This window comes from Mycolicibacterium smegmatis (genome assembly GCF_001457595.1).
Taxonomy (GTDB): Bacteria; Actinomycetota; Actinomycetes; order Mycobacteriales; family Mycobacteriaceae; genus Mycobacterium; species Mycobacterium smegmatis.
This window is the reverse complement of the sequence record NZ_LN831039.1, coordinates 1,629,707-1,653,214: the sequence shown is the minus strand read 5'-3', so window position 1 is coordinate 1,653,214 and position 23,508 is coordinate 1,629,707. Positions and strand designations below refer to the sequence as shown.

The window sequence follows — 23,508 nt, the reverse complement described above, 5'->3', positions numbered from 1 at the left end:
CCGTCAAACAGTCTACGAGAGTAACAGGAGCCCTTGCGTCGGCCCGCATCGATGGCGGGTGCGGCCTTGTCCGCGCCGGTTCTGACCGACTCCCAGGCGACTGCCACTCGGTCGAAGTTTCTTTTCAGATTCGAAGCGTACAGTCGGCGACAGCTCGTTATAGGGCCTAACTAATATCCGCACCCGCGGTTCCAGCGGGTGCGGCGCTCATCTTGAGACATGTAAGGGGGCGTCATGGCGCGCACCGAGAACGACACGTGGGACCTCGCATCCAGCGTCGGCGCAACCGCGACGATGGTCGCCGCTGCGCGGGCACTGGCCACCAACGCCGATGAACCGGCCATCGACGACCCGTTCGCCGCGCCGCTCGTACGCGCGGTCGGTGTCGACTTCTTCACCAAACTGGTCGACGACAACTTCGACCTCACGGCCCTCGAGCCGGAGGCCGCCGAGGGGCTGACCCGGTTCGCCAACGGCATGGCCGCGCGCACCCGCTTCTTCGACGACTTCTTCCTCGACGCCGCGCGCGCCGGCGTCCGCCAGTTCGTGATCCTCGCGTCAGGTCTCGATGCGCGCGCCTACCGGCTGCCGTGGCCGGCCGGGAGCGTCGTGTTCGAGATCGACCAACCCGATGTCATCGAGTTCAAGACCAAGGCGCTGGCGGATCTGGGTGCACTGCCCACCACCGACCGCCGCGCCGTGGCCGTGGATCTGCGCTTCGACTGGCCCGCCGCGCTGACCGAAGCGGGCTTCGACCCGGCCGAGCCCACCGCGTGGATCGCCGAGGGCCTGCTGGGTTACCTGCCGCCGGAGGCCCAGGACCGCCTGCTGGACCAGATCGCCGAACTCAGCGCCCCGGGCAGCCGGGTCGCCGTCGAGGAGATTCCCGCCATTGAGGAGGAGGACCACGAGGAGATCGCGGCCCGGATGAAGGACTTCTCCGACCGCTGGCGGGCCCACGGGTTCGATCTGGACTTCACCGAGCTGGTTTTCCTGGGTGATCGCGCCGACGTCTCGAGCTACCTGCAGGGCCACGGCTGGAAGACCACGAGCATGACCTCCGATGAGCTGCTCGTCCACAACGGGCTGCCGCGGGTGGACGACGACGCTCAGATCGGGTCCGTCGTCTACGTCACGGCCACCAGGTAGGCGCAGATGGCACGGACGGACACCGACAGCTGGGACCTCGCGTCGAGCGTCGGCGCGACGGCCACCATGGTGGCCGCCGCCCGCGCGATCGCCAGCACCGAACCCAACGCGCTGATCGACGATCCCTACGCCGCCGATCTGGTGCGCAAGGTCGGCCTGGAGTTCTTCACCAAGTTGGTCGACGGGGACATCGCACTGGACGGCGACGACGCGGCCGCCGCCGGGTTGATGGTCTCGATGATGGCCGTGCGGACACGGTTCTTCGACGACTTCTTCTGCGACGCGGCAGGCGCGGGCATCCGGCAGGCGGTGATCCTCGCCGCGGGGCTCGATTCGCGGGCCTACCGGCTGGGCTGGCCTGCGGGCACCGTCGTCTACGAGATCGACCAACCTCGCGTCATCGAGGCGAAGACCGCGGCCATGGCCGAGATCGGCGCGTCACCGACCGCCGAGCGCCGCACGGTCGCGGTGGATCTGCGTGACGACTGGCCCGCCGCGCTGCACGCCGCAGGCTTCGACGCGGCGACGCCGACGGCGTGGATCGCCGAGGGCCTTCTGGTCTACCTGCCGCCCGAGGCGCAGGACCGCTTGTTCGACAACATCACCGCGCTGTCCGCGCGCGGTAGCCGATTGGCCACCGAGTACCACCCCGACATCACCTCGACCCTGCGTGGCCGCGGGCAGGCGATGAGCGAGCGGTGGCGCGACCACGGATTCGACGTCGACCTGTCCGACCTCTGGTACGGCGGCGACCGCAACGCCGCCGACGAATATCTCGCCGGCCACGGCTGGCAGGTCAGCACCCGCCCCCGACCCGAGGTGTTCGCCGCATATGGCCGCACCTTCCCCGACCTCACGCTCACCGGTGACGACAACGCTGCGATGCGGCAGTCGGTGGCCATCACCGCGACACGCAGTTAGGAGTTGACGATGACACGAACCGACGGCGACACCTGGGATCTGGCGACCAGCGTCGGGTCCACCGCGACCGGCGTCGCGGCGATGCGGGCGCTTGCGACCAAACAGCCCGACCCACTGATCGACGACCCGTACGCCGACGCGCTCGTCAAGGCCGTCGGCCTCGAGCACTGCATCGCACTCGCCGACGGCGAGACATGCGTCGAGGGCGACCCGATGCTCGACCTGAACCGGATGTGCGAGCAGATCGCCGTGCGCACACGGTATTTCGACGAGCTCTTCATCGCCGCCGGTGCCGACGGGGTACGCCAGGCCGTGATCCTGGCCTCGGGTCTGGACACCCGCGCCTACCGGCTGGACTGGCCCGCCGGGACCGTGTTGTTCGAGGTCGACCAACCGCAGGTGATCGAGTTCAAGACCCGCACCCTGGCCGATCTGGGCGCCCAGCCCACCGCAGAACGCCGCACGGTGGCCGTCGATCTTCGTGACGACTGGCCCGCGGCCCTGCGCGACGCCGGATTCGATCCGGCCGAGCCGACCGCATGGATCGCCGAAGGCCTGCTGATCTATCTGCCTGCCGAGGCCCAGGATCGCCTGCTGGACAACATCACCGCGCTGTCGGCTCCGGGCAGCAGGCTGGCCACCGAGCACATGGACCACCGCATTCTCGCCGAAGGTGCCGGCAAGCGAATCGGTGAATGGTCGCGACGTGTGGGCAGCTCGCTGGACATCGCCGACCTCTTCTACACCGGTGAGCGCAACACCGCGGGCGACTACCTGCGCGGGCTGGGCTGGCAGGTCACGGTGCGGCCGTCGAAAGAGGCCTACGCTGATCATGGTTTCGAACTCCCCGAGGAGATGGCCGAACTCTCGGGCGACTCGGGTTACCTTTCGGCACATCTGAAGTGAGGACGTCCATGGTGCGCAGCGACAACGACACGTGGGATCTGGCGTCGAGTGTGGGGGCGACGGCGACGATGGTGGCGGCCGGGCGTGCGGTCGTCAGCCAGGATCCCGACGGCCTGATCAACGATCCGTTCGCGGCACCGCTGGTGCGGGCGGTCGGTATCGAGGCGTTGACGATGCTGGCAGACGGCAAGTTTGACATCGAAAAGGTCCTCCCGGAGTCGGCCGCCCGGGTGCGCGCCAACATCGACGAGATGGCTGTGCGGACCAAGTTCTTCGACGACTACTTCATGGACGCGACCGGCCGAGGTGTCGGGCAGGCGGTGATCCTCGCGTCCGGTCTGGATTCACGCGCCTACCGGCTGCCGTGGCCCGACGGCACGGTCGTCTACGAGATCGACCAACCCGATGTCATCGAGTTCAAGACCCGCACCCTCGCCGACCTGGGTGCCGAACCCACCTGCGAACGGCGCACCGTGTCGATCGATCTGCGCGACGACTGGCCGGCCGCACTGCGGGCCGCCGGATTCGACCCGTCCGCGCCGACGGCCTGGTGCGCCGAGGGTCTGTTGATCTATCTGCCGCCCGAGGCGCAGGACAAACTGTTCGACGACATCCACCACCTCAGCGCCCCGGGCAGCACCGTGGCCACCGAGTTCGTGCCCGCCCTCAAGGATTTCGACCCGGAGAAGGCGCGCCAGGCCACCGAGACACTCACCCGCATGGGCGTCGACATCGACATGCCGTCACTGATCTACCACGGTGAAAGACATTCTGCGTCAGACTATCTCGAAACCAAGGGCTGGCAGATGGACAGTGCCGCCCGCGCGACGCTGTTCACCCGGTACGGGCTGCCCGCGCCGGGGCACGACGACGACGATCCGCTCGGCGAGATCATCTACATCAGCGGCACTCTGCGCTGACCTGTCAGGCCGCGCCGCGGCGCACCAGTGCGACAAGCACCGCCGCGGTCGCGAACAGGCCGGAGAAGGACCGGTTGAGGATTCGCTGCTGCCGCGCGCCCAGCGCGCTGAGCAGGCGCGCGGCCAGACCCGCGTACATGCTCATCACCACGATGTCGACCAGCACGAACGTCGCACCGATCGCCACATACTGTGGCAGTAGCGGGGATTTCGGCTGCAGGAACTGCGGCAGGACTGCCAGGTAGAACACCAGCGCCTTCGGGTTGGTGGCGTTGACCAGGAATCCGCGCGCCAGCAACGGGATGCCGGCTCTCGCCGCCGGACGCCCCACGGTGTCACGAACATCTGTTCCCGCCGAACGCCATTGGCGCACAGCGAGATACAGCAGGTACACCACCCCGATCACCTTGATGACGGCGAACGCCGCTGCCGATCCGGCGACCACGGCACCCAAACCGACTGCAACCACGGTCAGTTGGGCGATGAGCCCGAGTTCCTGACCTGCGATGCTCCAGTAGGAGCGCACCAGGCCGTGGGTCAGACCCGACGACATCGACTGGATCGCGCCTGCCCCCGGCGAGAGGCACACGGGTATCGCCACCAGGAGAAAGCCCAGCCAGAGCTTCCAGTCGCCGATGATCGAGTGAACTGCCACACCCGATCAAACGCGCACCGGGAAAAATTCGTTCAGGATGCGTGGGCAGGTTCCTTGTAATCCAGTTGCGGTGGCGCCTCCGGTGTCCCCGGGATCTCGGTGCCGTTGATCGGGCAACGCGCGGTCTCGGGCATCCGCACCAGCGAGATCGCGCCGATGACACAGGCCACCATCATGTAGTAGGCCGGCACCAGGTTGTCGCCCGTGAGGTTGACCAGCCAGTCGTTGATCGCGGGCGCGGTACCGCCGAATATCGATGTCGACACGTTGTAGGCGATCGCGAATCCCGCGAAACGCACCTGCGTGGGGAACATCGCCGGGAAGGTGGCGGAAATGGTCGCCAACTGCGGTACGTAGAGCAGGCCCAGCACCGCGAAACCGATGATCGCGCCGACGAGGTTGGTGCTCATGAGCATGAACATCGGCACGCCCGCCACGAACAGGCCGACCACCGAGAACCACCACATCGGTTTTCGCCCAACGCGATCCGAGATGCGCCCGGCGAACGGCAGGAACACCATCATCGACAGCATGCCGATGATCGGCACCACCAGCGACTGATCGGTGGACAGGCCGATGGCACTCTCCAGGTAGGTCGGCATGTACGTGAGCAGCGTGTAGTTGACGACGTTGAGCGCCACCACCAGGCCGCCGAGTCGCAGGATCGGGCTCCAGTAGTCGACCACCAGGGCCTTGAACTCGCCCGTCGGGTGCTCCTCGGACTCGCCGGACTCTTCCAGCTCGCGGTAGATCGGGGTGTCTTCGAGCCGCGAGCGCAGGTACACGCCGATCAGGCCGAGCGGTGCGGCCACCAGGAACGGCAATCGCCAACCCCACGACCCCATCTGGTCGTCGGACAGCAGCAGGGAAAAGCCCAGCATGAGCAGGGCGCCGAACGAAAAGCCTGCGAGCGTGCCGAATTCGAGGAAACTGCCGAAGAGTCCGCGTCGGCGCGACGGTGAGTACTCGGCCATGAAGGTTGCCGCACCGCCGTATTCGCCGCCGGTGGAGAAGCCCTGGATCATGCGCAGCACGACCATAAGGATCGGCGCCGCCACCCCGATCGTGGCGTACGGCGGCACGAGTCCGACGCACAATGTGGCGCCCGCCATCAGCAGAATTGTGATGGCCAACACCTGTTTACGCCCGATGCGGTCTCCGAGCGGCCCCCACACGAGGCCACCGAGAGGCCGTACCAGGAACGACACGGCGAACGTCATCAGTGCCAGCAGCGTCGCGCTCTTGCCGTCACCTGGGAAGATCGCGGCGGAGATGTAGCTGACGCCGTAGGCGTATATGCCGTAGTCGAACCACTCCGTGAAGTTGCCGACGGCCGACGCCGCGACAGCGCGTTTGACCACCTCAGGCGGTGCTTTCACTTCTTCCGCATGCGCCGTCGGCGCCTGCTGGCCTGCGTCCGCCTGTGAAGGCTTCGACGCGTCCGTTTCCTTCGAGTCCACGGGCCCCTCCTCGTGTCTGACGCCCTTGCGCCCCCGTAAATAACAGGGCGCCAAGCCGATTCAAGATCAGCCCAGTAGGACGAGACCGTAGTTGTTGGCTTTCCATCTCGTGCGGGGGTGAGGTTACCCCTTGACGGATGAAATTACACATGGAGTGCCACCTTCGTTGATGCACTCCCGCGTGGACCGTACCGGGAAAATTCTCAGGATCTCGTCAGAAATCTCATCAGAAGCGGTACTCCCCCAGCCACAATGCACTCGCACCCGTCATGGATCGTTCCGCCTGATCGAGCACACCGATCACCGATTTGCCGAGCAACGCGGCGAGAGCCTCCGGCAGCGACGCGGCCGCCGGTTGCGAAGACGGCTTGGGCCGCAACATGTCCAACCACGACGAGCCCGGATACGCCACCACGCGCGCGTCGGCGTCCTCGTCGAAACCGGCGAGCACCTTGGCGCGCGTCACCGCCGCACGCAGCCCACCGAGATGGTCGACCAGACCTCGCTCCTTGGCGTCCGAACCGGTCCAGACACGGCCTCGCGCAAGCGATTCCATCTCCTCGATCGGCAACTTCCGCCCATCGGCCGCGCGTTCGACGAAATCGCGGTACAGCAGATCGGCCTCGGCCGCGACTCGTGCGTGCTGCTCGTCGGTGAACGGTGCATTGGTCGACCACGCATCGGCATTTGCGTTGGTGCGCACCGCATCTGATCCCACACCGAGCTTGTCTTTCAGCTCGCGCGACACGAATTTCCCGGTCAGCACACCGATTGATCCGGTGATCGTGCCCGCATTGGCGACGATCTCGTCGGCCGCCATCGACACGTAGTATCCGCCTGATGCCGCGACGGCGCCCATGGACGCCACCACGGGTTTGCCCGCGTCCCGAGTCCGGATGACCTCGCGCCACACGGTTTCCGATCCGGTCACCGATCCTCCCGGACTGTCCACCCGGAGAACCACCGCGGCCACGTCGTCGTTGGCGGCGGCTTCGCGCAGGGCCGCGGCGATGGTGTCGCCCCCGGCGCTGGAGCGGCCGAACGGCAGCGGTTGCGGACCACCGCGACCGCTGACGATCGCGCCGTGCAGGGTCACCACCGCGATCGTCGGCTTGCTCTTGCGCCCGGGCAGCGAAGGAAGCTGCGGGGCGGGTTTGGGTGCGGTGGCTTTCGCGTAGCGCGACAGGAACAGTCGCGGTGGTGCGTCATCGTCGTCGGCGTCGGTGTTCTCGGGTCCACCGGCGAGTTCGCCGATCCGCTTGTAGGCCTCGTCGCGGAATCCGATGCGGTCCACCAGTCCTGCGGTGACCGCGGCCTCACGCAACAACGGCGCCTGGTCGGCGAGTGTGTTGATGGTGCCCTGGTCGAGACCGCGCGACTGCGCGATGCCCTGCCACACCTGCTCCTGCAGGCTCTCGATCAGCCGGGCGTCGGCCTCACGATGGGGTTCGGTGTAGGAGCCCTCGGTGAAAACGTTTGCCGCGGACTTGTATTCACCGCGTGCGATGAACTGCGCCTCGATGCCGGCTTTGTCGAGCGCATCACGCAGGAACGTCGCGTTCGTCGCGAACCCGACGAGCCCCACCGATCCGGCCGGTTGCATCCAGATCTCGCGGAACGCCGAGGCCAGGTAGTAGGACATGGTGCCGGGATAGGTCTCGGCCCAGGCCACCGTCGGCTTGCTCTCGCCGAACGCCACGATCGCGTCCCGCAACTCCTGCACGGGCCCAGGCGCGGCCGCGGGCAGTTGCACGCGCGCGATCAGGCCGGCCACACGGTCGTCCTCGGCGGCACGGTGGATCGCCGCGACGGCCTGGCGCAGCACCAGCGGCCGCCCGCCGCCGGCGATCATCGCCAGCGGATCGAAGCCAGTGGTCTCGGGCGGGATCGACATGAGGTCGAGTTCGAGCACACAGCCGTCGGGCACGCCGTTGTGCCGTGCGGTGTCGACGCGGCGCACCAGCGCCCGCAGGTCGTCCTGGCCGGGGATTCCTGGGAGAAAACCGAACATGGCCCGAGCCTACCGACGCCGAGGCTGTGGTTGCCGTGAAGAAGTGCGAGAACGCACCACGGCAACTACAGCCTCGCGGCACAGCCGCGAATGCCACCGCCGGAACACACACGCTGCCATGACTTTTCACATGCGTGCCACACTCACAGCATCGCGTCGTACCGTGGGACGGGTGACCTTCTCGATCTCGATACCGCAGCTCGACACCGGCCGGTTCGACGCCTCCGGCGTCAAGAACTACCTGACCCGCGCCGAGGAGCTCGGGTTCGAAGGCGGGTGGACCCTGGAGCAGACCGTCGGCCACGCGCCGCTCATCGCGCCCCTGGAATTGCTGTCGTACGCGGCGGCGGTCACCACGCGGCTGCGCCTGGGCGTCGCGGTCCTGGTGACCTCGCTGCACGACCCTCTGCAGCTGGCATCGTCGATCACTGCCGTCGATCGGCTGAGCCACGGGCGGCTGGATGTCGGTGTCGCCCCCGGTGGCGGGTCGCGTCAGTTCCGCGCGTTCGGTGTCGACCCGTCGACGTTCATCGCCAACTTCACCGAGGGTCTGGCTCTCATGAAGGCCGCGTGGTCCGACGAGCCCCGCGTGACATTCCACGGACGCTTCCGCGACGTGGATGGTCTGCCCATCACACCGACGCCCGTCCAGCGTCCGCACCCGCCGATCTGGTTCGGCGCCAACGCCCCCAAGGCGCTCGCGCGGGCCGTACGCCTCGGCGACGCGTTCCTGGGTGCCGGCTCGTCGACCACCGCGCACTTCGCCGAGGCTGTGCGCATCGTGCGGGAAGAACTCGACAAGCAGGGCAAGGATCCGCAGAGCTTCCGGATCGGCAAGCGCGTCTATCTCATCGTCGACGACGACGGCGCACGTGCACGCGAGCGCGTGGCCGAGGGTCTGCGCCGGATCTACGGGCCGAAGGCCGATTACGCGGACGTGGCCGTCGCGGGCACACCCGGCGAGGTGGTGCGCGGGCTACGCGAGGTGATCGAAGCCGGTGCGCAGACGGTCCTGCTCAACCCGACAGGTGCCGACGTCGCCGAGGATCGCGAGCAGATGGAGCGCCTCGCCGCCGAGGTCATCCCCCAGCTCGCCTAGCTGGCCAGAAAAAAGAGAACTGCCCCTTTCCGAAGAGAAGGGGCAGTCCTTGGTGCTTGTGCAGCGAACTCAGAGTTCGGTGGCCGAACCGCCGGCCGCGGTGATCGCCTCGCGGGCGCTACCGCTGAACTTGTTGGCGGTCACGTCGACCTTGACGGTCAGCTTGCCGTCGCCGAGAACCTTGACCAGGCTGTTCTTGCGAACCAGGCCCTTGGCCACCAGCTCGTCGACACCAACCGTGCCACCCTGCGGGAAGGCCTTGTTGATGTCGCCGACGTTGACGACCTCGTACTCGGTGCGGAAGCGGTTCTTGAAGCCCTTGAGCTTCGGGAGCCGCATGTGGATCGGCATCTGGCCGCCCTCGAACATCACGGGGACGTTCTTGCGGGCCTTCGTGCCCTTGGTACCACGGCCTGCGGTCTTACCCTTCGAGCCCTCACCACGACCGACGCGGGTCTTGGCCTTCTTCTCTCCGGGAGCCGGCCTCAGGTCGTGCAGCTTGATGACGCTCACTTGCCAACCTCCTCTACTTCAACGAGGTGGTGAACGGTATTGATGAGGCCACGGGTCTGGGCGTTGTCCTCACGCACCACCGACTGGCGGATCTTCTTGAGGCCCAGGGTCCGCAGGCTCTCACGCTGCTTCCAGCGCGCCCCGATGGTGCTACGCACCTGGGTGATCTTCAGCTCTGCCATGGTTATGCCGATCCCTCACGCGCAGCCGCGGCGGCCAGCGCTTCGCTCTCGCGCCGGGCCTTCAGCATGCCGGCCGGCGCAACGTCCTCGATGGGCAGACCGCGACGGGCCGCCACTTCCTCGGGCCGCTGCAGCAGCTTCAGCGCGGCAACGGTGGCGTGAACCACGTTGATCGCGTTGTCGCTGCCCAGCGACTTGGCCAGGATGTCGTGCACGCCCGCGCACTCCAGCACCGCACGAGCGGCACCGCCGGCGATCACACCGGTACCCGGGCTGGCCGGGCGCAGCATCACGACACCGGCAGCGGCCTCGCCCTGAACCGGGTGGGTGATGGTGCTGCCGATGAGCGGCACCCGGAAGAAGTTCTTACGAGCTTCTTCGACACCCTTGGCGATGGCGGCCGGAACTTCCTTGGCCTTGCCGTAACCGACGCCGACCATGCCTTTGCCGTCGCCGACGATCACCAGCGCGGTGAAGCTGAACCGGCGGCCGCCCTTGACGACCTTGGAAACCCGGTTGATCGACACCACGCGTTCGATGTAGTTGCTCTTGTCACCACCGTCGCGGCCACGGCCGCCACGGTCGTCACGGCGGCCACGGCCACCGCGATTGTCCTGCGCCGAACCGGCGCCAGCCTGCTCGGCCATCATGCAGTCCTCTCGTTGCCGGTCATCAGAATTTCAGCCCTGCCTCACGCGCGGCGTCTGCCAGCGCAGCGATGCGGCCGCCGTAGGTGTAGCCACCGCGGTCGAACACGACGGTCTCGACCCCGGCTGCCTTGGCACGCTCGGCGATCAGCTGACCGACCCGAACGCTGTGGGCCTTCTTGTCGCCATCGATGGCGCGCACATCGGCCTCGATCGACGACGCCGCGGCCAAGGTGGTGCCGTTGAGGTCGTTGACCAGCTGGACGTGGATGTGGCGAGCCGACCGGTTCACCACCAGGCGGGGCACCTCGGCGGTGCCGGCGACCTTCTTGCGCAGGCGTGCGTGGCGACGCAGCCGTGCGTTGCGGCGAACCTCGGAGATGTTCTGGCCGACCGGCTTGTGAGCCACGGTGCCTTCAGTCTTGGTAGCCATTGCTTACTTACCTGTCTTTCCGACCTTGCGGCGGATCTGCTCACCCTCGTAACGCACGCCCTTGCCCTTGTACGGGTCGGGACGGCGCAGGCGACGGATGACCGCCGAGATCTGTCCGACTTTCTGCTTGTCGATGCCCGACACCGAGAACTTCGTCGGCGACTCCACCGCGAAGGTGATGCCCTCGGGCGCCTCGATCAGGACGGGATGGCTGTAGCCCAGCGCGAACTCCAGGTTCTGGCCCTTGAGCTGCACGCGGTAACCGACGCCGAAGATCTCCATCTTCTGCGTGTACCCCTCGGTGACACCGGTCACCAGGTTGGCGATCAGCGTGCGCGACAGCCCGTGAAGGCTGCGGCTGCGCCGCTCATCGTCGGGACGGGTCACCACGATGGCGCCGTCCTCGGCACGCGAGACCGAGATGGGCTCTGCGACGTCCAGGGTCAGGGTGCCCTTGGGGCCCTTGACCGACAGATTCTGACCGTTGATGGTCACATCGACCCCGGAGGGAACCGGAACCGGCTGCTTTCCAATACGCGACATGTCTTATCTACCTCTCACCACACGTACGCGAGGACTTCGCCGCCCACGCCCTGTCGTGCTGCCTGGCGATCGGTGAGCAGGCCGGAGGACGTGGAGATGATCGCCACGCCGAGGCCGCCGAGCACACGGGGCAGGTTGGTGGATTTCGCGTAGACCCGCAGACCGGGCTTGGAAACCCGTCGCAGGCCGGCGATGCTGCGCTCACGGCTGGGGCCGTACTTGAGCTGCACCACCAGCGACTTTCCGACCCGAGCATCCTCGGTGCGGTAATCGGAGATGTAGCCCTCACGCTTCAAGATCTCGGCGATGTTCGCCTTGAGCTTCGAGTGGGGCAGAGTCACCTCATCGTGATACGCCGAATTGGCGTTGCGCAGACGTGTCAAGAAGTCTGCGATCGGGTCAGTCATCGTCATGACAACCGGCTCACCTTCCTCGCGACGGTTCCCTCATAAGGGGCCTGCCGCAATCTGTTTGGTTGGGTCTGTATGGGGTTGTGCGCGCCGCGCAGCTGTTACCAGCTGGACTTCTGCACGCCGGGGAGCTCACCCGCGTGCGCCATCTCGCGCAGGCAGATGCGGCACAACCCGAACTTGCGGTAGACCGAGTGCGGGCGACCGCACTTGTTGCACCGCGTGTACGCGCGGACCGCGAACTTGGGCTTCTTGTTGGCCTTGTGGACCAGCGCCTTCTTTGCCATAGCTCAGTTCTCCTTGAACGGGAAGCCCAGCGCCCGCAGCAGCGCGCGGCCTTCAGCGTCGTTCGTCGCCGTGGTGACGACGGTGATGTCCATGCCGCGCGGCCGGTCGATGCTGTCCACGTCGATCTCGTGGAACATCGACTGCTCGTTCAGCCCGAAGGTGTAGTTGCCCGTGCCGTCGAACTGCTTGGGCGACAGACCGCGGAAGTCGCGGATACGCGGCAGCGCGATCGAGATGAGCCGGTCGAGGAACTCCCACATCCGGTCGCCGCGCAGCGTGACGCGCGCACCGATCGGCATGCCTTCACGCAGCTTGAACTGCGCGATCGACTTGCGGGCCCGGCGAACCTCCGGCTTCTGGCCGGTGATCAGCGCGAGGTCGTTGATCGCACCGTTGATCAGCTTGGCGTCGCGGGCGGCGTCACCGACACCCATGTTGACGACGACCTTGACGACGCCGGGGATCTGCATGACGTTGGCGTAGTTGAACTCCTGCTGGAGCGCTTCGCGGATCTCTTCGCGGTAGCGCTGCTTGAGCCGGGGCAGAGCCTTTTCAGTGGTAGTCATCAGATGTCCTTGCCGTTGGTCTTGGCGATGCGGACCTTCTTGCCGGTCTCGTCGTCAATGCGGTATCCGACACGGGTCGGCTTGCCGTCGGAATCGACCACCATCACGTTCGAGACGTGGATGGGCGCTTCCTGGGTGACGATGCCACCCGACGAGGCGCCGCGTTCGTTGGCCGAGACAGCGGTGTGCTTCTTGATCCGGTTCACGCCTTCGACCAGGACCTTGTTGCGGTCGGGGTAGGCGACCAGCACCTTGCCCTTGGCGCCCTTGTCCTTGCCAGAGATCACCAGGACGGTGTCACCCTTGTGCACCTTCATTTACAGCACCTCCGGGGCAAGCGAGACGATCTTCATGAACTTCTTCTCGCGCAGTTCGCGGCCCACGGGGCCGAAGATGCGCGTGCCGCGCGGATCGTTGTCGTTCTTGATGATGACGGCGGCGTTCTCATCGAACTTGATATAGCTGCCGTCAGCACGACGCCGCTCCTTGACGGTGCGGACCACGACGGCCTTGACGACATCGCCACGCTTGACGTTGCCGCCCGGGATGGCGTCCTTGACGGTCGCCACGATGACATCGCCGATTCCGGCGTAGCGCCGCGACGAGCCACCGAGAACGCGGATGCACAAGATCTCCTTGGCGCCCGTGTTGTCGGCGACCTTCAACCGCGATTCCTGCTGAATCACTCGATCTCCTGACCTGGTTTTGTATGCACGCCAGATACCGACCTGGACGTGCGCGGTCTTTGTCCCCTAAAGGCACGCGAGGCTGTCTGAGTCTGCGAAAACAGCATCAACCAGCCAAGGTCTGCCCAAGGCAACCCCTACATACTAGGTGAGCTCGCCCAATGCTCCAAATCGCTGCTCGACCGGGCCTCACCGGACCGGGATCGCGAGTGTGAACCTGACGCGAAACCGCGCCGCGAGTGTGAACTCAGCGCGATCCAGCGGCCATTTTCTCGCAGCGGTTTCACATTCGCGGAACCGGTCCGACCAGCAGGTCAGCGCAGCATCCGCCGAGGCGGCCGCGAGCACCAGTGCGTCGGCGTGACGACGGCCCACGATCTGCAGGCCGACCGGAGCACCGCCGACGACGCCTGCCGGCACCGACACGGCCGGCTGACCGGTCAGGTTGAACGGCAAGGTCACGGCCAACGCACCCCAGTGGTCCACCTTCTGCCCCGCGATCTCGGTGGGCATGGGACCCTCGGCCGCGAACGCCGGGACCTGCGTGGCGGGCAGCAGGAGCAGGTCGAAACGCTCGAATGCCTCGGCCATCGTCGCGACGAGACGGGCGCGTGCCTCGTGGGCGTCGGCGAGCGTCTCGGCGGTCATGGCGCCCGCGGCGTCCAGGTAACCGCGCAGCGTCGGGTGGATGTTCCGCCCGGCCGGCGCATCACGTAGGTGTGTGTGCACGTCGGGCGCCGAGAGTGTGCGGTAGGCGGCGCCGCAGTCCGGATCGACGCACACTTGAGCGGGCACCGACTGGGCACCGGTGGCGGCGACGAATTTCTCGGCCGCTGTCCGCACCACCTCCACGACCTGTGTGTCGCTGGGCGCATTGCCCAGATCGGGTGTGAAGGCGACGCGAAGCCCACGCAGATCGGCGGTCAGGTGGTCTTCGAACCGGGTCGACGCGGGCAGTGAGGCCCGGTCGAACGGATCGATCCCACAAACGCAGTCGAGAAAACGGGCGGTGTCGCGCACGGTGCGTGTGAGCACGCCGTAGTGGTCGTTGTCGGCCGCACCGACATGCCGGGGCCCGCGCGGGACCAGGCCGTATGTGGCCTTGAACCCCACCAGACCGCAGTACGACGCCGGGATACGCAACGAGCCCGCACCGTCGGTGCCCGTAGCGATCGGCACCATGCCCGCGGCCACCGCGGCCGCCGACCCCCCGCTCGACCCGCCGGGGGTGAGATCGAGATTCCACGGATTGCGGGTCACGCCGTGCACGGCCGACGCGGTGAAAGACGCCCGCCCGAACTCCGGTGAGGCCGTCACGCCGATGGGCACCGCACCCGCCGAGACGGCACGTTGCACCAGGGTGCAGGTGTGGTCGGCGATCCGCTCGGCGTACAGCGTGCTGCCCATCGCGAACGGCCAGCCGTCCACCGGATGAAGTTCCTTGACGCCCAAGGGGATTCCGGCCATCGGCCCGGGATCGATGCCGTCTGCCACCAGCCGGTCGACCGCGCTCGCCCGCTGCAGTGCGCCCTCGGCGTCGACGTGGACGAACGCGCCGAGCGCACCATCGCACTCCTCGATCCGGTCGAGGGCCTCCTGCACGACGGCGTGGGCGCTCATCTCACCCGAACGCACCAGGGCGGCCGTCTCGGCGACGGTGCGACCAGGCACTGCGTGCACCTCGCTCACAGCAGCACCACCGTCGCGATGCCGGTGGCCACCACAAGTCCTGTGACGACCGGGATGAACAGGCGTCGGGCCAGGTCCATCACCGACACCCCGGTAAGACCCGCGACGACGATCAGTGACGACCAGATCACCAGCGTGCCGCCCCCGGTCCAGCTGGCACCGTTCTGCGCGATCGCCGCCAAGGTGGCGACGTCGGACGTCCCGTCCCCGAGAGTCGACGCCAGCGAACCCGTGAACGGGAGACCGGGCCAGCCGTTGCCGTCCAGCCCGATCAGCATGCCGACGATCAACATCGCGAAGGCCGCGAAGGCCGGGGCCGCCGGGATGTGGTCCTGTACCGCGCCGACGGCGTCGAACAAGAAGGCCGGCGCCTCGGCGCCTTCCGGCAGGCCCAGGATGCCCGCGGAGTAGTCGGCCAGGCCGATGTAGACGAATCCCGCGACCGGGATGACCATGCCCATGGTGCGGAACGAGAAGCCGATGCCTTCGGTGAAGTGCTCGCCGACGTCGTCGAGCCAGCGTTTGCGGTTGCTGATCAGAGCGATTGCCACGAGCGCGAGAGCAGCGGTGCCGCCAACCAGCGGAGCGCCGAGACCTTCGTCGATGTCGGGGATGACCGTGGTGAACCGCCCGAGGAGCATGAAGACGAGCAGGCCGGCGAACAGTGCGGGCACTGCGACAGCGATCAGCAGGGCCTTGCGCCCCGGAGCCGCTTCGACGTCGGTCGCCGCAGGCGCGCTGAGGGTGGCCAAGGCGCCGCCGTCTGCCTGACCACCAGGCCCGGCGATCGGGCCGGAACTCGGCTCCGGCGAGTCGGGATCCTGCGCGAAACCCGAAGCAGCCGAACCGATGTCGTCACCATCGCCCGGGGCACGCACCTTGGTGCGCACGTCGCGAAGATACACGATCGCCAAGGCCACGGCGCCCGCGATCAGGGCGATGACCGTCGCACGGTCGGCGATCAACCGGGCCGGAACGTCGGCGCCCTCGGCCGAGAGCGCAGGCGCCACGCCCATGATGTAGTCCGAACTCAGCGCCATGCCCTGGCCTGCGATGGCGATCGCGAGTGCGGCGCCGAGCAGCGGTAGGCCGGCGCGGACGGCGGCCGGGAGCAGGATCGCCGCGATCAGCGGCAGCACGGGTGTCGGCCAGAACGCCAGCGACAGAAGGAACGTCACGACAGCGAGCAACACGTAGGAGATGTGCCCGTTGCGGAACAACCCGCGCAGCGGACGGATCATGATGGCGTCGGAGCCCAGCGCACGCATGGCACCGAGCATCGCGGTGACGAGGGCGATGATGATGAAAATCGGCAGTAACTCGCGGGTTCCGGCGATCGCGGCGTTGAAGATGGCTCCCAGCCCGGTGGTCACGCTGCCCTGGTAGACCCATCCGGTGAGGAATGTGGCGATGAGCGCAGGCGCGATGACGTTCTTCTTGGCCACCACTGTGCCGATCAACACCACAAGACCGAGCAGGTACACCCAATGAGCTGCGGACACCGCGTTCACATCCAATCGACTAGAACTGCCTGGCTACCTTGAATTCATGTAACCCTAAGGTGCTCACCATTTTCCGCAATTCGACCGATTTGCCGGAAGACACCGGCGTCAAACCGCACATGGTTGCTGCCGATCCATGTGCACTGTGCCCCTTTTCTTTTCACACCCGCCAACCAGAACAACCGCACCTACACCACCGCAGCGATGAGATCCACCTCGACGGGCGCACCCGACGGCAGGGTCTGCACGCCGATGGCCGCGCGCACCGGAACGCCTGATCCGCCGAGCTCAGCGCCCAGCGCGGCCGAGGCACCGTCGGCCACAGCGGAGAGCTCGTGAAACGACTGAGCGCACGCGATGTACACGGTCATGCGCAGGCAGCGGACATCCGTTGCACCGTCGGGCAGCACCGAGCGTGCCGCGGCCAGCGCGTTGCCCGCGGCGATGCCGGCCGCGTCGAAGGCCTGCCCGGCCGACACCGTGACCCCGACGACGCCGCGCAGCACGAGTTCACCGTCGCGGCGCGGTGTCATGCCCGCGGTGTAGACGACACCGTCATGCAACAGCGCGGGCCGGTAGTCGCCCTGCGGCGCCGGTGCGCCGGTCTGCTCACTCGACACCGATCGCGATCCCTTCCTGACGCGGGTCGGCCGCGCCGCTGAGCACACCGCGCGCGTCGCGGCGGATCACCTGGGCGCTTCCGCCGGCGCCGAAATCCGGTTGCACCACGACGCGATGCCCCATGTCCTGCAACTCCGACCGGACGTCGTCGGGAATCCTTGCCTCGACGCGCAATTCGTCGGGCCTGCCGATGACGTCGGCGTCGGATCCGGGGAACACCGTGAAACGCGGTGCGCTGACCGCCTCGGCCGGGTCCAGCCCGTGGTCGAACAGGTGCGAGAGCAACTGCATGTTCCACTGCACCTGACCATCGCCGCCGGGGATGGAGCCGAGGGCGAGCAGTTCCCCATCGGCGCCGGTGGCGATCCAGGCGTTGAGGGTGTTCAGTGGTTTGCGGCGCGGCGCGACCTCGTTGGGATGCCCGGGGATCAGGTAGGCACCGCGGCCCAACCGGTTGTTGAGGACGACGCCGGTTCCGGGCACCGTGAGCTTGGCCCCGAACGTGAAACCCAGGGAATGGATGAACGACACGGCACGCCCGTCGGCGTCGACGGCGACCGTGCACGTCGTGTCACCGCCGGCGACGCTGAACGACATCCGCTGTTCCGCCGACGCATCCAGAGCACGCCGCTGTTCGGCGATCCGGTTGGCGTCCAGCACCTCTCGCACACCCGCGCCGTCGGATCCGCACAGCGCGAACCGGTCTTGGAACGCCAGCCGAGCTGCCCGGGCCATGCGGTCGATGGCCTCGGCGCCCAGCCACGGTGCCGCACCGAGGGTTCCGTCGCACAGCGCGGCCTGCTGCAACACCATCCAGCCGGGGGTGGGTAGTGGCGTCTGGTGAATCGTCGCACCGGCGTAGCCGCCCGTGAGCGGGGCCTCGGGAGCGACGACGGCACCGGCGGCCCATTCGTCGCCGCTGAACGGGGCGCCTGCCGCGCACAGCACCGCCACGGCGCGTTCGGCGAACTCGCCGGTGTAGAAATCACCGGGCGCGGTGGCGAGCCGGCGGATGGTGCGGGCCAGGTCGGGTTGCGGCAACCGCTGCCCCACCGCGGGGACGGCGCCGTCGGGCGTGTACACGGCCGCCAGACCGTCGTCGGCGCGGATCGCGTCGAACGTCTCCCGCACGTCGGTGACGGTCTTGGCCGAGCACGCCAGTCCGTTCTCGGCCATGCGCGCCGCCGGTTCCCACAGCTCCGCCAGCGACATGCGTGCGCCGTGGGAGTGCAACGCGGCCAATGCCGCCGGGGCGCCGGGAACCGCGACACCGAGCGCACCGGTCAGGGGAATACCAGATCGTTCGCCCTGAATGTCGCGATAGAAGTCCGTGGTGCCGCCGTCGGGGCCGAAGCCGGACCCGTTGACCGTCCACACCCGCCCGTCGGGTTCGGCCACGACGACGAACGCGTCGCCGCCGATGCCGCATTGACCGGGCAACGTCAGCCACGTGACCGCGGCCATCGCCAGGGTCGCGTCGATCGCGTTGCCGCCGTCGGCGAGTACGCGCGCCCCGGCGAAGCTGGCGGCGGGATGGCTCGAGCTGACCATCGCGCCGGTGGACAGTGTCGGCGGCCGCTGCACCTGGCTCACGCCCCCTTGCGTCGCCGCCGCGGTCCGACGGGCATCTCCCCCGGCTCGACACCGACGAAGATCTCGCCGTCGCGTTCCTCGACCGGGTAGGTCTTGATCGCGACCGTGGCGGGCGGGCAGATGGGCTCACCGGTCTCGAGGTCGAATGCACTTCCGTGGCACGAGCATCCGATGCCGTCGTCGACGAGCTTGCCCGACGAGAGCATGCAGTCCAGATGCGTGCAGTAGTTGGACGTCGCGTAGGCCTTGCCGTTGAGGCGGGCCACGGCGAACTCGTACTCGCCCGCGAAGAACCGTCGCACGATGCCCTCGGGCACCTGACCGGATCTGGCGACTCGGGTGAATTCCATTGCAGCTCCTGTGTTCAGAGGGCCGGGGTGAGGTAGACGGTCTTCTCGAGCGTGTAGAACTCCATGAGCGTCGGCCCGGCCTGTTCCTTGAAGGTCTGGGTGCTCGACGCCTTGTAGCCGCCGAAGGGCGCGTTCATCGCCATGCCCGTGGTCGGCTGGTTGATCTTGACCAGGCCGGTCTTCGACTGCCGGGCGAACCGTGTCGCCGCGGCGAGGTCCGACGTGACGATCGAGGCCGCCAGTCCGTACTCGGTGGCGTTGGCCAGCGCGACGGCCTCGTCGAGGGATGCCGCGCGCTGGAACGCGACCAGCGGCCCGAACACCTCCTCGGTGACGATGCGCATGGTCGGCAGCGCGTCGGCGAAAACCGCCGGGCGGACGAAGAATCCGTGATCGCCCACCGTGGTGCCGCCGCAGCGCAGGGTGGCGCCCTCGGTGATCCCGGCGTGCACGTAGTGCAGGAACTTTTCCCTCTGGGCCGCGCTGGCCAGCGGACCCATGTGCACACCGGGCTGATTGCCGGGCCCGACCTGCAGCGCGTCGGCCTTGGCCACCACGCGGTCGAGCAGCGCATCGTGGATCTCGTCGACCGCGATCACGCGGCTGGTCCCGGTGCAGGCCTGTCCGCTGAGCCCGAACGCGCCTTTGACGATGAGGGCGGCCGCGGCGTCGAGGTCGGCGTCCCCGGCGACCACCACGGGGTTCTTGCCGCCCATCTCCAGTTGGACGCGGCGCTGGGGTCCGACCTGCTGGTGGATCGCACGGCCGACGGCTGTCGACCCGGTGAAGGTGACCGCTGCGACGCGTGGATCCGCGGCGACCGCGGCACCCGCCACGCCGTCGCCCTGGACCAGCGCGAGCGCCGAGGGCGGCAGCCCACCGTCCAACAACGCCTCGACCAGACGCTGCCCCATCAGCGGGGTGAGTTCGGAGGGCTTGTACAGCACCGGATTTCCTGCCGCGAGCGCCGGCCCGAGTTTGCGTGACGGGATGTTGAACGGGAAGTTCCACGGTGTGATGGCGCCGACGATGCCGACGGGCTCACGCAGCGTGTAGACCAGACCCTCCCCCGGTGCGGGGTAGGTGGTGCCCGTGGACCGCAGCGCCTCGCCGGCGTAGAAGCGCAGGTTCGCCGGGGTCCGGCTCACCTCCATGGTGGCCTCGGCGGTGGTCTTGCCCTCTTCGCGGATCAATTCGGCGATCAACTCCGCTGCGCGTGATTCCAGTTGCACGGCAGCGGCTTCCAGGATCGCCGCACGGCGTTCGGGCGGCGTGGCGGCCCATTCGGGGGCGGCCTTGTCGAGCGCGTCGACGGCGGTGCGCACGTCGACGCCGTCGGAGGCCGGGAAGACCCCGACGAGATCGTCGGGGTCGGCCGGGTTGTGACGCGCGAAGGTGCGTCCCGACGCGGCCGGGATCCACTGCCCGTCGATGAAGTTGGCTCCCTCGACAGTCACTGTGCCACCTCCTCGGTGTCGACGAGTTCCCACAAATCGGCGTCGTCGTCTTCCAGGACGGCGCGCGGGATGCGGCGGCCGAGCAGTTCGCGGCCCACCATGACGTCCTCACCCCGGTCGACGGTGAACACGCCGCGCAGCGTGTCGTCGGTGTCGACGTAGAACGCGGTGAACTCGAATTCGCCGACGTCGCCGCGGATCACCAGGTTGCCGGTGGCCTCGCCCAGCAGTTGCAGGTTGTGCTCGTACTGGTCGGACCAGAACCACGGCGCGTCGTCGTTGACGGCGTCGCGGCCCAGCATGGCGTTGGCGACCGCGGCGCCCTGCCGGTTGGCGTTGTCGAAATGCTCGATGCGGACGTGTTTTCCGGCGCGTTCGGAGTAGCGGCGCGCGACGTCGCCCGCGGCGTAGATGTTGGGTATCGATGCGCGACCCTGGGCGTCGACGACGATGCCGTCGTCGACCGCGAGCCCGGAGGCCTCGGCCACAGCGGTGTTGGGGGTGATGCCGATGCCGATCACGACGGCGTCGAAGCGCAGGTCCTGCGCGCCGGTGCTGACGACGACGCCCTCGGCGTCGGTGCGTACCCCGTTCACGGCCACGCCGGTGAGCAGTTCGACCCCGTTGCCGCGGTGCAGGCGCACGATCTCGGCGCCGACGCGTGACCCGACGACGGTGCCCAGCGGCATCGGCGCGGCTTCCAGCACGGTCACCGAAGCGCCGAGACCCACTGCGGTGGCGGCGATTTCGAGCCCGACGAAGCCGGCGCCGATGACACCGAGACGGCATCCGGATGCCAGGGCGTCGTGCAGGCGTCGTGCGTCATCGAGAGTGCGCAGGTAGTGCACGAGTTCTGGCCGGGGGCCGGGCACCGGCAAGCGGCGGGGCCGCCCGCCCGTGGCGAACAGCACCGCGTCGGCGCGCACCGGTGCCTGTCCGGCGATCTCGACGGTGCCCGTGGCGGCATCGACGCCGGTGACCTCGGCCCCGGTGCGGATCTCGACGCCGTTGTCGGCGCACCACTTCTCGGGCAGGATCCACAGGTCATCGGATGCGGCCGTGTCGCAGAGGAATTCCTTCGACAGCGGTGGCCGCTGGTACGGCGCGTGCGGTTCGTCACCGACCAGGATGATGCGGCCGTCGAACCCGCGGCGGCGCAGCGTGCGTGCTGCCACCGCGGCGGTCTGTCCGGCCCCCACGGTCACGAAGGTGCGGTCGGTCATGCGTTGGCTTCCTCTCCTGCGGTCACGGGTGACATCCGCGCGGTGGGGTCCACGTAGACGGTGTCGTCGTCGACGCGCACCGCGTAGGTGGGCTGGCAGCGGCCTTGGCTCTCCTCGTATCCGGTCTCCAGGTCGAACTGCCATTGGTGGCCGGGGCAGATCACCTTGCCGTGCAGCAGGGTGCCTTTGACCAGCGACCGGTCCTGGTGCACGCATGCGTCGGCGAATGCGTACACCCGGCCCGCCGCCTCGAACAGCGCGATGGCCAGACCGTCGAGTTCCACGCGGAGTTTGCGGCGGCGGGCGAGCTCTTTACGGCTCGCCACCGCAACCCAGTTCGCAGTCACAGCACAACCTTTCTGTCGAGGCGGCGGGGTTTCAGGGATCAGGGATCAGACGCCTGCGGCTTGGAGATCCGGTGCGACGTAGTAGTCGTAGAGGCCCTTGGTGTAGGAGAAGCGCATCTCGGCGCCCCAGCGCACCAGTTGCAGGCAGCGCTGCTGCAACTGCGGGGTGTCGGCGTGGTCGAGCACGATCTGGTATCCGCGCTCGCCGTGCACGACGTCGGACGTGATGTGCAGGTCGAAGAACTCGATCTCGTCCTCGGTGAAGCCGTACACCTCGCGCAGGGGCACGATCTGCTTGGTGTAGATGCTGGGCACCTGGGATTCCAGGCCCACCACCAGCGCCGCGGTGGCGACCACGAAGTGCTCGCGCTGCGAGACCGCATAGCACCACGCCTGCAGACCGCGCGTGATCGGGTTCATGTTCGACGGGTCCTCGATGCGCTCACGCGTGGTCCCGCACGCCTCACCGAACTTGATGAGCAGGTCGGTGTGGCGGATGTCGGCCAGCTCCTCCTCGTACATGTTCTGCAGCGTGAAGTCTTTCGCGCCGGTGAACTCGTCGGGGGTGTTGGAGTAGATGTTGGCCAGGTAGTCGGCGAACGGGCCCACGTAGTGGTAGTGGTTCTCGGCCCAGCGGGCGAAGTGATCCTTGGTCAGCTTGCCCTCGGCCCATGCCTTGGAGAACGAGGCGTTCTTGGCTTCACGCCCCTTGATCGCGTTCTCCAGTTCGGCACGGAATTCATCGCGTCCCAGTAGCTCGGTCATGAGTTTCCTTTCGCTGAAAATGCTTGGGTTCCAGGGAGATTAGTGACGCCTCGGGGTGCGGGCCATGGTCACAATCACCGGGCCGGCGCCCGCGGCGGGGTCAACCTGCACATCCGGGTCACACCTGGGCGGCGGTGAGCGCCTCGAACTCGGCGAGGATCGCCGCCCCCACGGCCTTGTCCTGCTCGCCGTTGCCGCCGCTGATGCCCACTCCCCCGACGATCTGCCCGTCGTAGACCAACGGGAACCCGCCGACGAAGATCGCGAACTTGCCGGGCAGCATATGGCTGATGCCGAACGCCTCGTTGCCGGGCAATGCGGGCCCGTTGGGCGGTTCGTTGAACAGGTGGGTGGCACGTTCGTGACCTGCGGCGGTGAAGGCCTTCGCGATCGCGATGTCCACACCGGTCAGACGGGCTCCCGGCAACCGGTGCAGCGCAATGACATTGCCGCCGTCGTCCACTATGCACAGGGTCTGCTTGACCCCGATCTCCTCGGCTTTGGCACGGCCCGCGGCCAGCAATGGCAACGCGTCGTCGAGGGTGATGCGGTGAATTCTGTGCATTGGTCTC

The 23,508-nt window shown here is 67.6% G+C and carries 28 protein-coding genes; 5 read left to right on the top strand and 23 right to left on the bottom strand.

Annotated elements, in window-relative coordinates; all coding sequences use genetic code 11:
• The first annotated feature begins 234 nt into the window (after positions 1–234).
• The 4 genes from AT701_RS07695 to AT701_RS07680 are packed head-to-tail and all read left to right on the top strand — an operon-like array spanning position 235 to position 3,896.
• The gene (locus AT701_RS07695; protein WP_058125582.1) at positions 235–1,149 is read left to right on the top strand and encodes a class I SAM-dependent methyltransferase; all 915 of its coding nucleotides are present in this window, start codon (positions 235–237) and stop codon (positions 1,147–1,149) included.
• A gap of 6 nt (positions 1,150–1,155) precedes the next feature.
• Positions 1,156–2,070, top strand: a complete 915-nt coding sequence (locus tag AT701_RS07690) for a class I SAM-dependent methyltransferase (protein ID WP_058125581.1) — start codon at positions 1,156–1,158, stop codon at positions 2,068–2,070.
• A gap of 9 nt (positions 2,071–2,079) precedes the next feature.
• Positions 2,080–2,976, top strand: a complete 897-nt coding sequence (locus AT701_RS07685) for a class I SAM-dependent methyltransferase (protein ID WP_058125580.1) — start codon at positions 2,080–2,082, stop codon at positions 2,974–2,976.
• 8 nt (positions 2,977–2,984) lie between these two features.
• Positions 2,985–3,896, top strand: a complete 912-nt coding sequence (locus tag AT701_RS07680; RefSeq protein ID WP_058125579.1) for a class I SAM-dependent methyltransferase — start codon at positions 2,985–2,987, stop codon at positions 3,894–3,896.
• 4 nt (positions 3,897–3,900) lie between these two features.
• Here the strand turns inward: AT701_RS07680 and AT701_RS07675 are convergent, their stop codons facing one another.
• The 3 genes from AT701_RS07675 to sppA all read right to left on the bottom strand — a co-directional run bounded on the left by AT701_RS07675 (position 3,901) and on the right by sppA (position 8,022).
• Entirely contained in the window at positions 3,901–4,551 is a 651-nt protein-coding gene (locus AT701_RS07675) for a LysE family transporter (RefSeq protein ID WP_058125578.1), read from the bottom strand.
• A gap of 32 nt (positions 4,552–4,583) precedes the next feature.
• Positions 4,584–6,011, bottom strand: a complete 1,428-nt coding sequence (locus tag AT701_RS07670) for an MFS transporter (protein WP_081319416.1) — start codon at positions 6,009–6,011, stop codon at positions 4,584–4,586.
• Positions 6,012–6,237: 226 nt separating this feature from the next.
• Positions 6,238–8,022 carry a signal peptide peptidase SppA gene (sppA, locus tag AT701_RS07665; RefSeq protein ID WP_058125576.1) on the bottom strand — a complete coding sequence of 595 codons (1,785 nt, stop codon included), beginning with the start codon at positions 8,020–8,022 and terminating at the stop codon, positions 6,238–6,240.
• 172 nt (positions 8,023–8,194) lie between these two features.
• Here sppA and AT701_RS07660 point away from each other — a divergent pair, with 172 nt between their 5' ends.
• On the top strand, positions 8,195–9,121 hold the full coding sequence (locus AT701_RS07660; RefSeq protein WP_058125575.1) for an LLM class flavin-dependent oxidoreductase: 927 nt from the start codon (positions 8,195–8,197) through the stop codon (positions 9,119–9,121).
• 69 nt (positions 9,122–9,190) lie between these two features.
• Here the strand turns inward: AT701_RS07660 and rplO are convergent, their stop codons facing one another.
• The 20 genes from rplO to AT701_RS07560 all read right to left on the bottom strand — a co-directional run bounded on the left by rplO (position 9,191) and on the right by AT701_RS07560 (position 23,501).
• Positions 9,191–9,634: a 50S ribosomal protein L15 gene (gene rplO, locus AT701_RS07655; RefSeq protein ID WP_058125574.1), complete on the bottom strand. Its 444-nt coding sequence runs from the start codon at positions 9,632–9,634 to the stop codon at positions 9,191–9,193.
• The gene (gene rpmD, locus AT701_RS07650) at positions 9,631–9,816 is read right to left on the bottom strand and encodes a 50S ribosomal protein L30 (RefSeq protein WP_011727688.1); all 186 of its coding nucleotides are present in this window, start codon (positions 9,814–9,816) and stop codon (positions 9,631–9,633) included. The genes rplO and rpmD overlap by 4 nt, the downstream gene beginning before the upstream one ends.
• A gap of 2 nt (positions 9,817–9,818) precedes the next feature.
• Positions 9,819–10,463 (bottom strand): 30S ribosomal protein S5, encoded by a 645-nt coding sequence (gene rpsE / locus AT701_RS07645; protein WP_003892859.1) that lies wholly within the window; start codon positions 10,461–10,463, stop codon positions 9,819–9,821.
• 25 nt (positions 10,464–10,488) lie between these two features.
• The gene (gene rplR, locus AT701_RS07640) at positions 10,489–10,896 is read right to left on the bottom strand and encodes a 50S ribosomal protein L18 (RefSeq protein ID WP_029104567.1); all 408 of its coding nucleotides are present in this window, start codon (positions 10,894–10,896) and stop codon (positions 10,489–10,491) included.
• 3 nt (positions 10,897–10,899) lie between these two features.
• Positions 10,900–11,439: a 50S ribosomal protein L6 gene (gene rplF, locus AT701_RS07635; protein WP_003892857.1), complete on the bottom strand. Its 540-nt coding sequence runs from the start codon at positions 11,437–11,439 to the stop codon at positions 10,900–10,902.
• Between the two features lie 14 nt (positions 11,440–11,453).
• Positions 11,454–11,852, bottom strand: coding sequence for a 30S ribosomal protein S8 (rpsH, locus tag AT701_RS07630; protein WP_003892856.1), 399 nt, complete (start codon positions 11,850–11,852; stop codon positions 11,454–11,456).
• 98 nt (positions 11,853–11,950) lie between these two features.
• On the bottom strand, positions 11,951–12,136 hold the full coding sequence (locus tag AT701_RS07625) for a type Z 30S ribosomal protein S14 (RefSeq protein ID WP_003892855.1): 186 nt from the start codon (positions 12,134–12,136) through the stop codon (positions 11,951–11,953).
• A gap of 3 nt (positions 12,137–12,139) precedes the next feature.
• Positions 12,140–12,703, bottom strand: coding sequence for a 50S ribosomal protein L5 (rplE, locus tag AT701_RS07620; RefSeq protein WP_003892854.1), 564 nt, complete (start codon positions 12,701–12,703; stop codon positions 12,140–12,142).
• Positions 12,703–13,020 carry a 50S ribosomal protein L24 gene (rplX, locus tag AT701_RS07615; RefSeq protein ID WP_003892853.1) on the bottom strand — a complete coding sequence of 106 codons (318 nt, stop codon included), beginning with the start codon at positions 13,018–13,020 and terminating at the stop codon, positions 12,703–12,705. The genes rplE and rplX overlap by 1 nt, the downstream gene beginning before the upstream one ends.
• The gene (gene rplN / locus AT701_RS07610; protein ID WP_003892852.1) at positions 13,021–13,389 is read right to left on the bottom strand and encodes a 50S ribosomal protein L14; all 369 of its coding nucleotides are present in this window, start codon (positions 13,387–13,389) and stop codon (positions 13,021–13,023) included.
• 189 nt (positions 13,390–13,578) lie between these two features.
• Positions 13,579–15,060: an amidase gene (locus AT701_RS07605; protein ID WP_157892528.1), complete on the bottom strand. Its 1,482-nt coding sequence runs from the start codon at positions 15,058–15,060 to the stop codon at positions 13,579–13,581.
• A 14-nt stretch (positions 15,061–15,074) separates the two neighbouring features.
• The gene (locus tag AT701_RS07600; protein ID WP_058127567.1) at positions 15,075–16,580 is read right to left on the bottom strand and encodes a hypothetical protein; all 1,506 of its coding nucleotides are present in this window, start codon (positions 16,578–16,580) and stop codon (positions 15,075–15,077) included.
• 188 nt (positions 16,581–16,768) lie between these two features.
• Entirely contained in the window at positions 16,769–17,200 is a 432-nt protein-coding gene (locus AT701_RS07595) for a RidA family protein (RefSeq protein ID WP_058125572.1), read from the bottom strand.
• Complete coding sequence (locus AT701_RS07590; RefSeq protein WP_174519646.1) at positions 17,190–18,752, bottom strand: gamma-glutamyltransferase family protein; 1,563 nt, start codon at positions 18,750–18,752, stop codon at positions 17,190–17,192. The genes AT701_RS07595 and AT701_RS07590 overlap by 11 nt, the downstream gene beginning before the upstream one ends.
• Before the next feature lie 38 nt (positions 18,753–18,790).
• Positions 18,791–19,144, bottom strand: coding sequence for a Rieske (2Fe-2S) protein (locus AT701_RS07585; RefSeq protein ID WP_003892849.1), 354 nt, complete (start codon positions 19,142–19,144; stop codon positions 18,791–18,793).
• Between the two features lie 14 nt (positions 19,145–19,158).
• Positions 19,159–20,601, bottom strand: a complete 1,443-nt coding sequence (locus tag AT701_RS07580) for an aldehyde dehydrogenase family protein (RefSeq protein ID WP_058125570.1) — start codon at positions 20,599–20,601, stop codon at positions 19,159–19,161.
• On the bottom strand, positions 20,598–21,824 hold the full coding sequence (locus tag AT701_RS07575) for an NAD(P)/FAD-dependent oxidoreductase (RefSeq protein WP_003892847.1): 1,227 nt from the start codon (positions 21,822–21,824) through the stop codon (positions 20,598–20,600). Before AT701_RS07575 ends, AT701_RS07580 begins: the two co-directional genes overlap by 4 nt.
• The gene (locus AT701_RS07570) at positions 21,821–22,171 is read right to left on the bottom strand and encodes a Rieske (2Fe-2S) protein (protein ID WP_003892846.1); all 351 of its coding nucleotides are present in this window, start codon (positions 22,169–22,171) and stop codon (positions 21,821–21,823) included. Before AT701_RS07570 ends, AT701_RS07575 begins: the two co-directional genes overlap by 4 nt.
• Before the next feature lie 45 nt (positions 22,172–22,216).
• A complete protein-coding gene (locus AT701_RS07565; RefSeq protein ID WP_058125569.1) occupies positions 22,217–22,936 on the bottom strand; it encodes an iron-containing redox enzyme family protein in 720 nt (239 codons plus the stop codon).
• Positions 22,937–23,054: 118 nt separating this feature from the next.
• Positions 23,055–23,501, bottom strand: coding sequence for a GlcG/HbpS family heme-binding protein (locus AT701_RS07560; RefSeq protein ID WP_003892844.1), 447 nt, complete (start codon positions 23,499–23,501; stop codon positions 23,055–23,057).
• Between the last annotated feature and the right edge of the window lie 7 nt (positions 23,502–23,508).

Excerpts from the sequence above, each read along its gene's own strand:
- AT701_RS07690 (WP_058125581.1), top strand. The coding sequence starts at position 1,156 with ATGGCACGGACGGACACCGACAGCTGGGACCTCGCGTCGAGCGTCGGC.
- rpmD (WP_011727688.1), bottom strand. The coding sequence starts at position 9,816 with ATGGCAGAGCTGAAGATCACCCAGGTGCGTAGCACCATCGGGGCGCGC.
- AT701_RS07575 (WP_003892847.1), bottom strand. The coding sequence starts at position 21,824 with ATGACCGACCGCACCTTCGTGACCGTGGGGGCCGGACAGACCGCCGCG.
- sppA (WP_058125576.1), bottom strand. The coding sequence starts at position 8,022 with ATGTTCGGTTTTCTCCCAGGAATCCCCGGCCAGGACGACCTGCGGGCG.
- AT701_RS07560 (WP_003892844.1), bottom strand. The coding sequence starts at position 23,501 with ATGCACAGAATTCACCGCATCACCCTCGACGACGCGTTGCCATTGCTG.
- rpsE (WP_003892859.1), bottom strand. The coding sequence starts at position 10,463 with ATGGCCGAGCAGGCTGGCGCCGGTTCGGCGCAGGACAATCGCGGTGGC.
- AT701_RS07680 (WP_058125579.1), top strand. The coding sequence starts at position 2,985 with ATGGTGCGCAGCGACAACGACACGTGGGATCTGGCGTCGAGTGTGGGG.
- rplR (WP_029104567.1), bottom strand. The coding sequence starts at position 10,896 with ATGGCTACCAAGACTGAAGGCACCGTGGCTCACAAGCCGGTCGGCCAG.
- rplX (WP_003892853.1), bottom strand. The coding sequence starts at position 13,020 with ATGAAGGTGCACAAGGGTGACACCGTCCTGGTGATCTCTGGCAAGGAC.
- rplE (WP_003892854.1), bottom strand. The coding sequence starts at position 12,703 with ATGACTACCACTGAAAAGGCTCTGCCCCGGCTCAAGCAGCGCTACCGC.
- AT701_RS07695 (WP_058125582.1), top strand. The coding sequence starts at position 235 with ATGGCGCGCACCGAGAACGACACGTGGGACCTCGCATCCAGCGTCGGC.
- AT701_RS07685 (WP_058125580.1), top strand. The coding sequence starts at position 2,080 with ATGACACGAACCGACGGCGACACCTGGGATCTGGCGACCAGCGTCGGG.
- AT701_RS07565 (WP_058125569.1), bottom strand. The coding sequence starts at position 22,936 with ATGACCGAGCTACTGGGACGCGATGAATTCCGTGCCGAACTGGAGAAC.
- AT701_RS07625 (WP_003892855.1), bottom strand. The coding sequence starts at position 12,136 with ATGGCAAAGAAGGCGCTGGTCCACAAGGCCAACAAGAAGCCCAAGTTC.
- AT701_RS07590 (WP_174519646.1), bottom strand. The coding sequence starts at position 18,752 with ATGGTCAGCTCGAGCCATCCCGCCGCCAGCTTCGCCGGGGCGCGCGTA.
- rpsH (WP_003892856.1), bottom strand. The coding sequence starts at position 11,852 with ATGACGATGACTGACCCGATCGCAGACTTCTTGACACGTCTGCGCAAC.
- rplF (WP_003892857.1), bottom strand. The coding sequence starts at position 11,439 with ATGTCGCGTATTGGAAAGCAGCCGGTTCCGGTTCCCTCCGGGGTCGAT.
- AT701_RS07585 (WP_003892849.1), bottom strand. The coding sequence starts at position 19,144 with ATGGAATTCACCCGAGTCGCCAGATCCGGTCAGGTGCCCGAGGGCATC.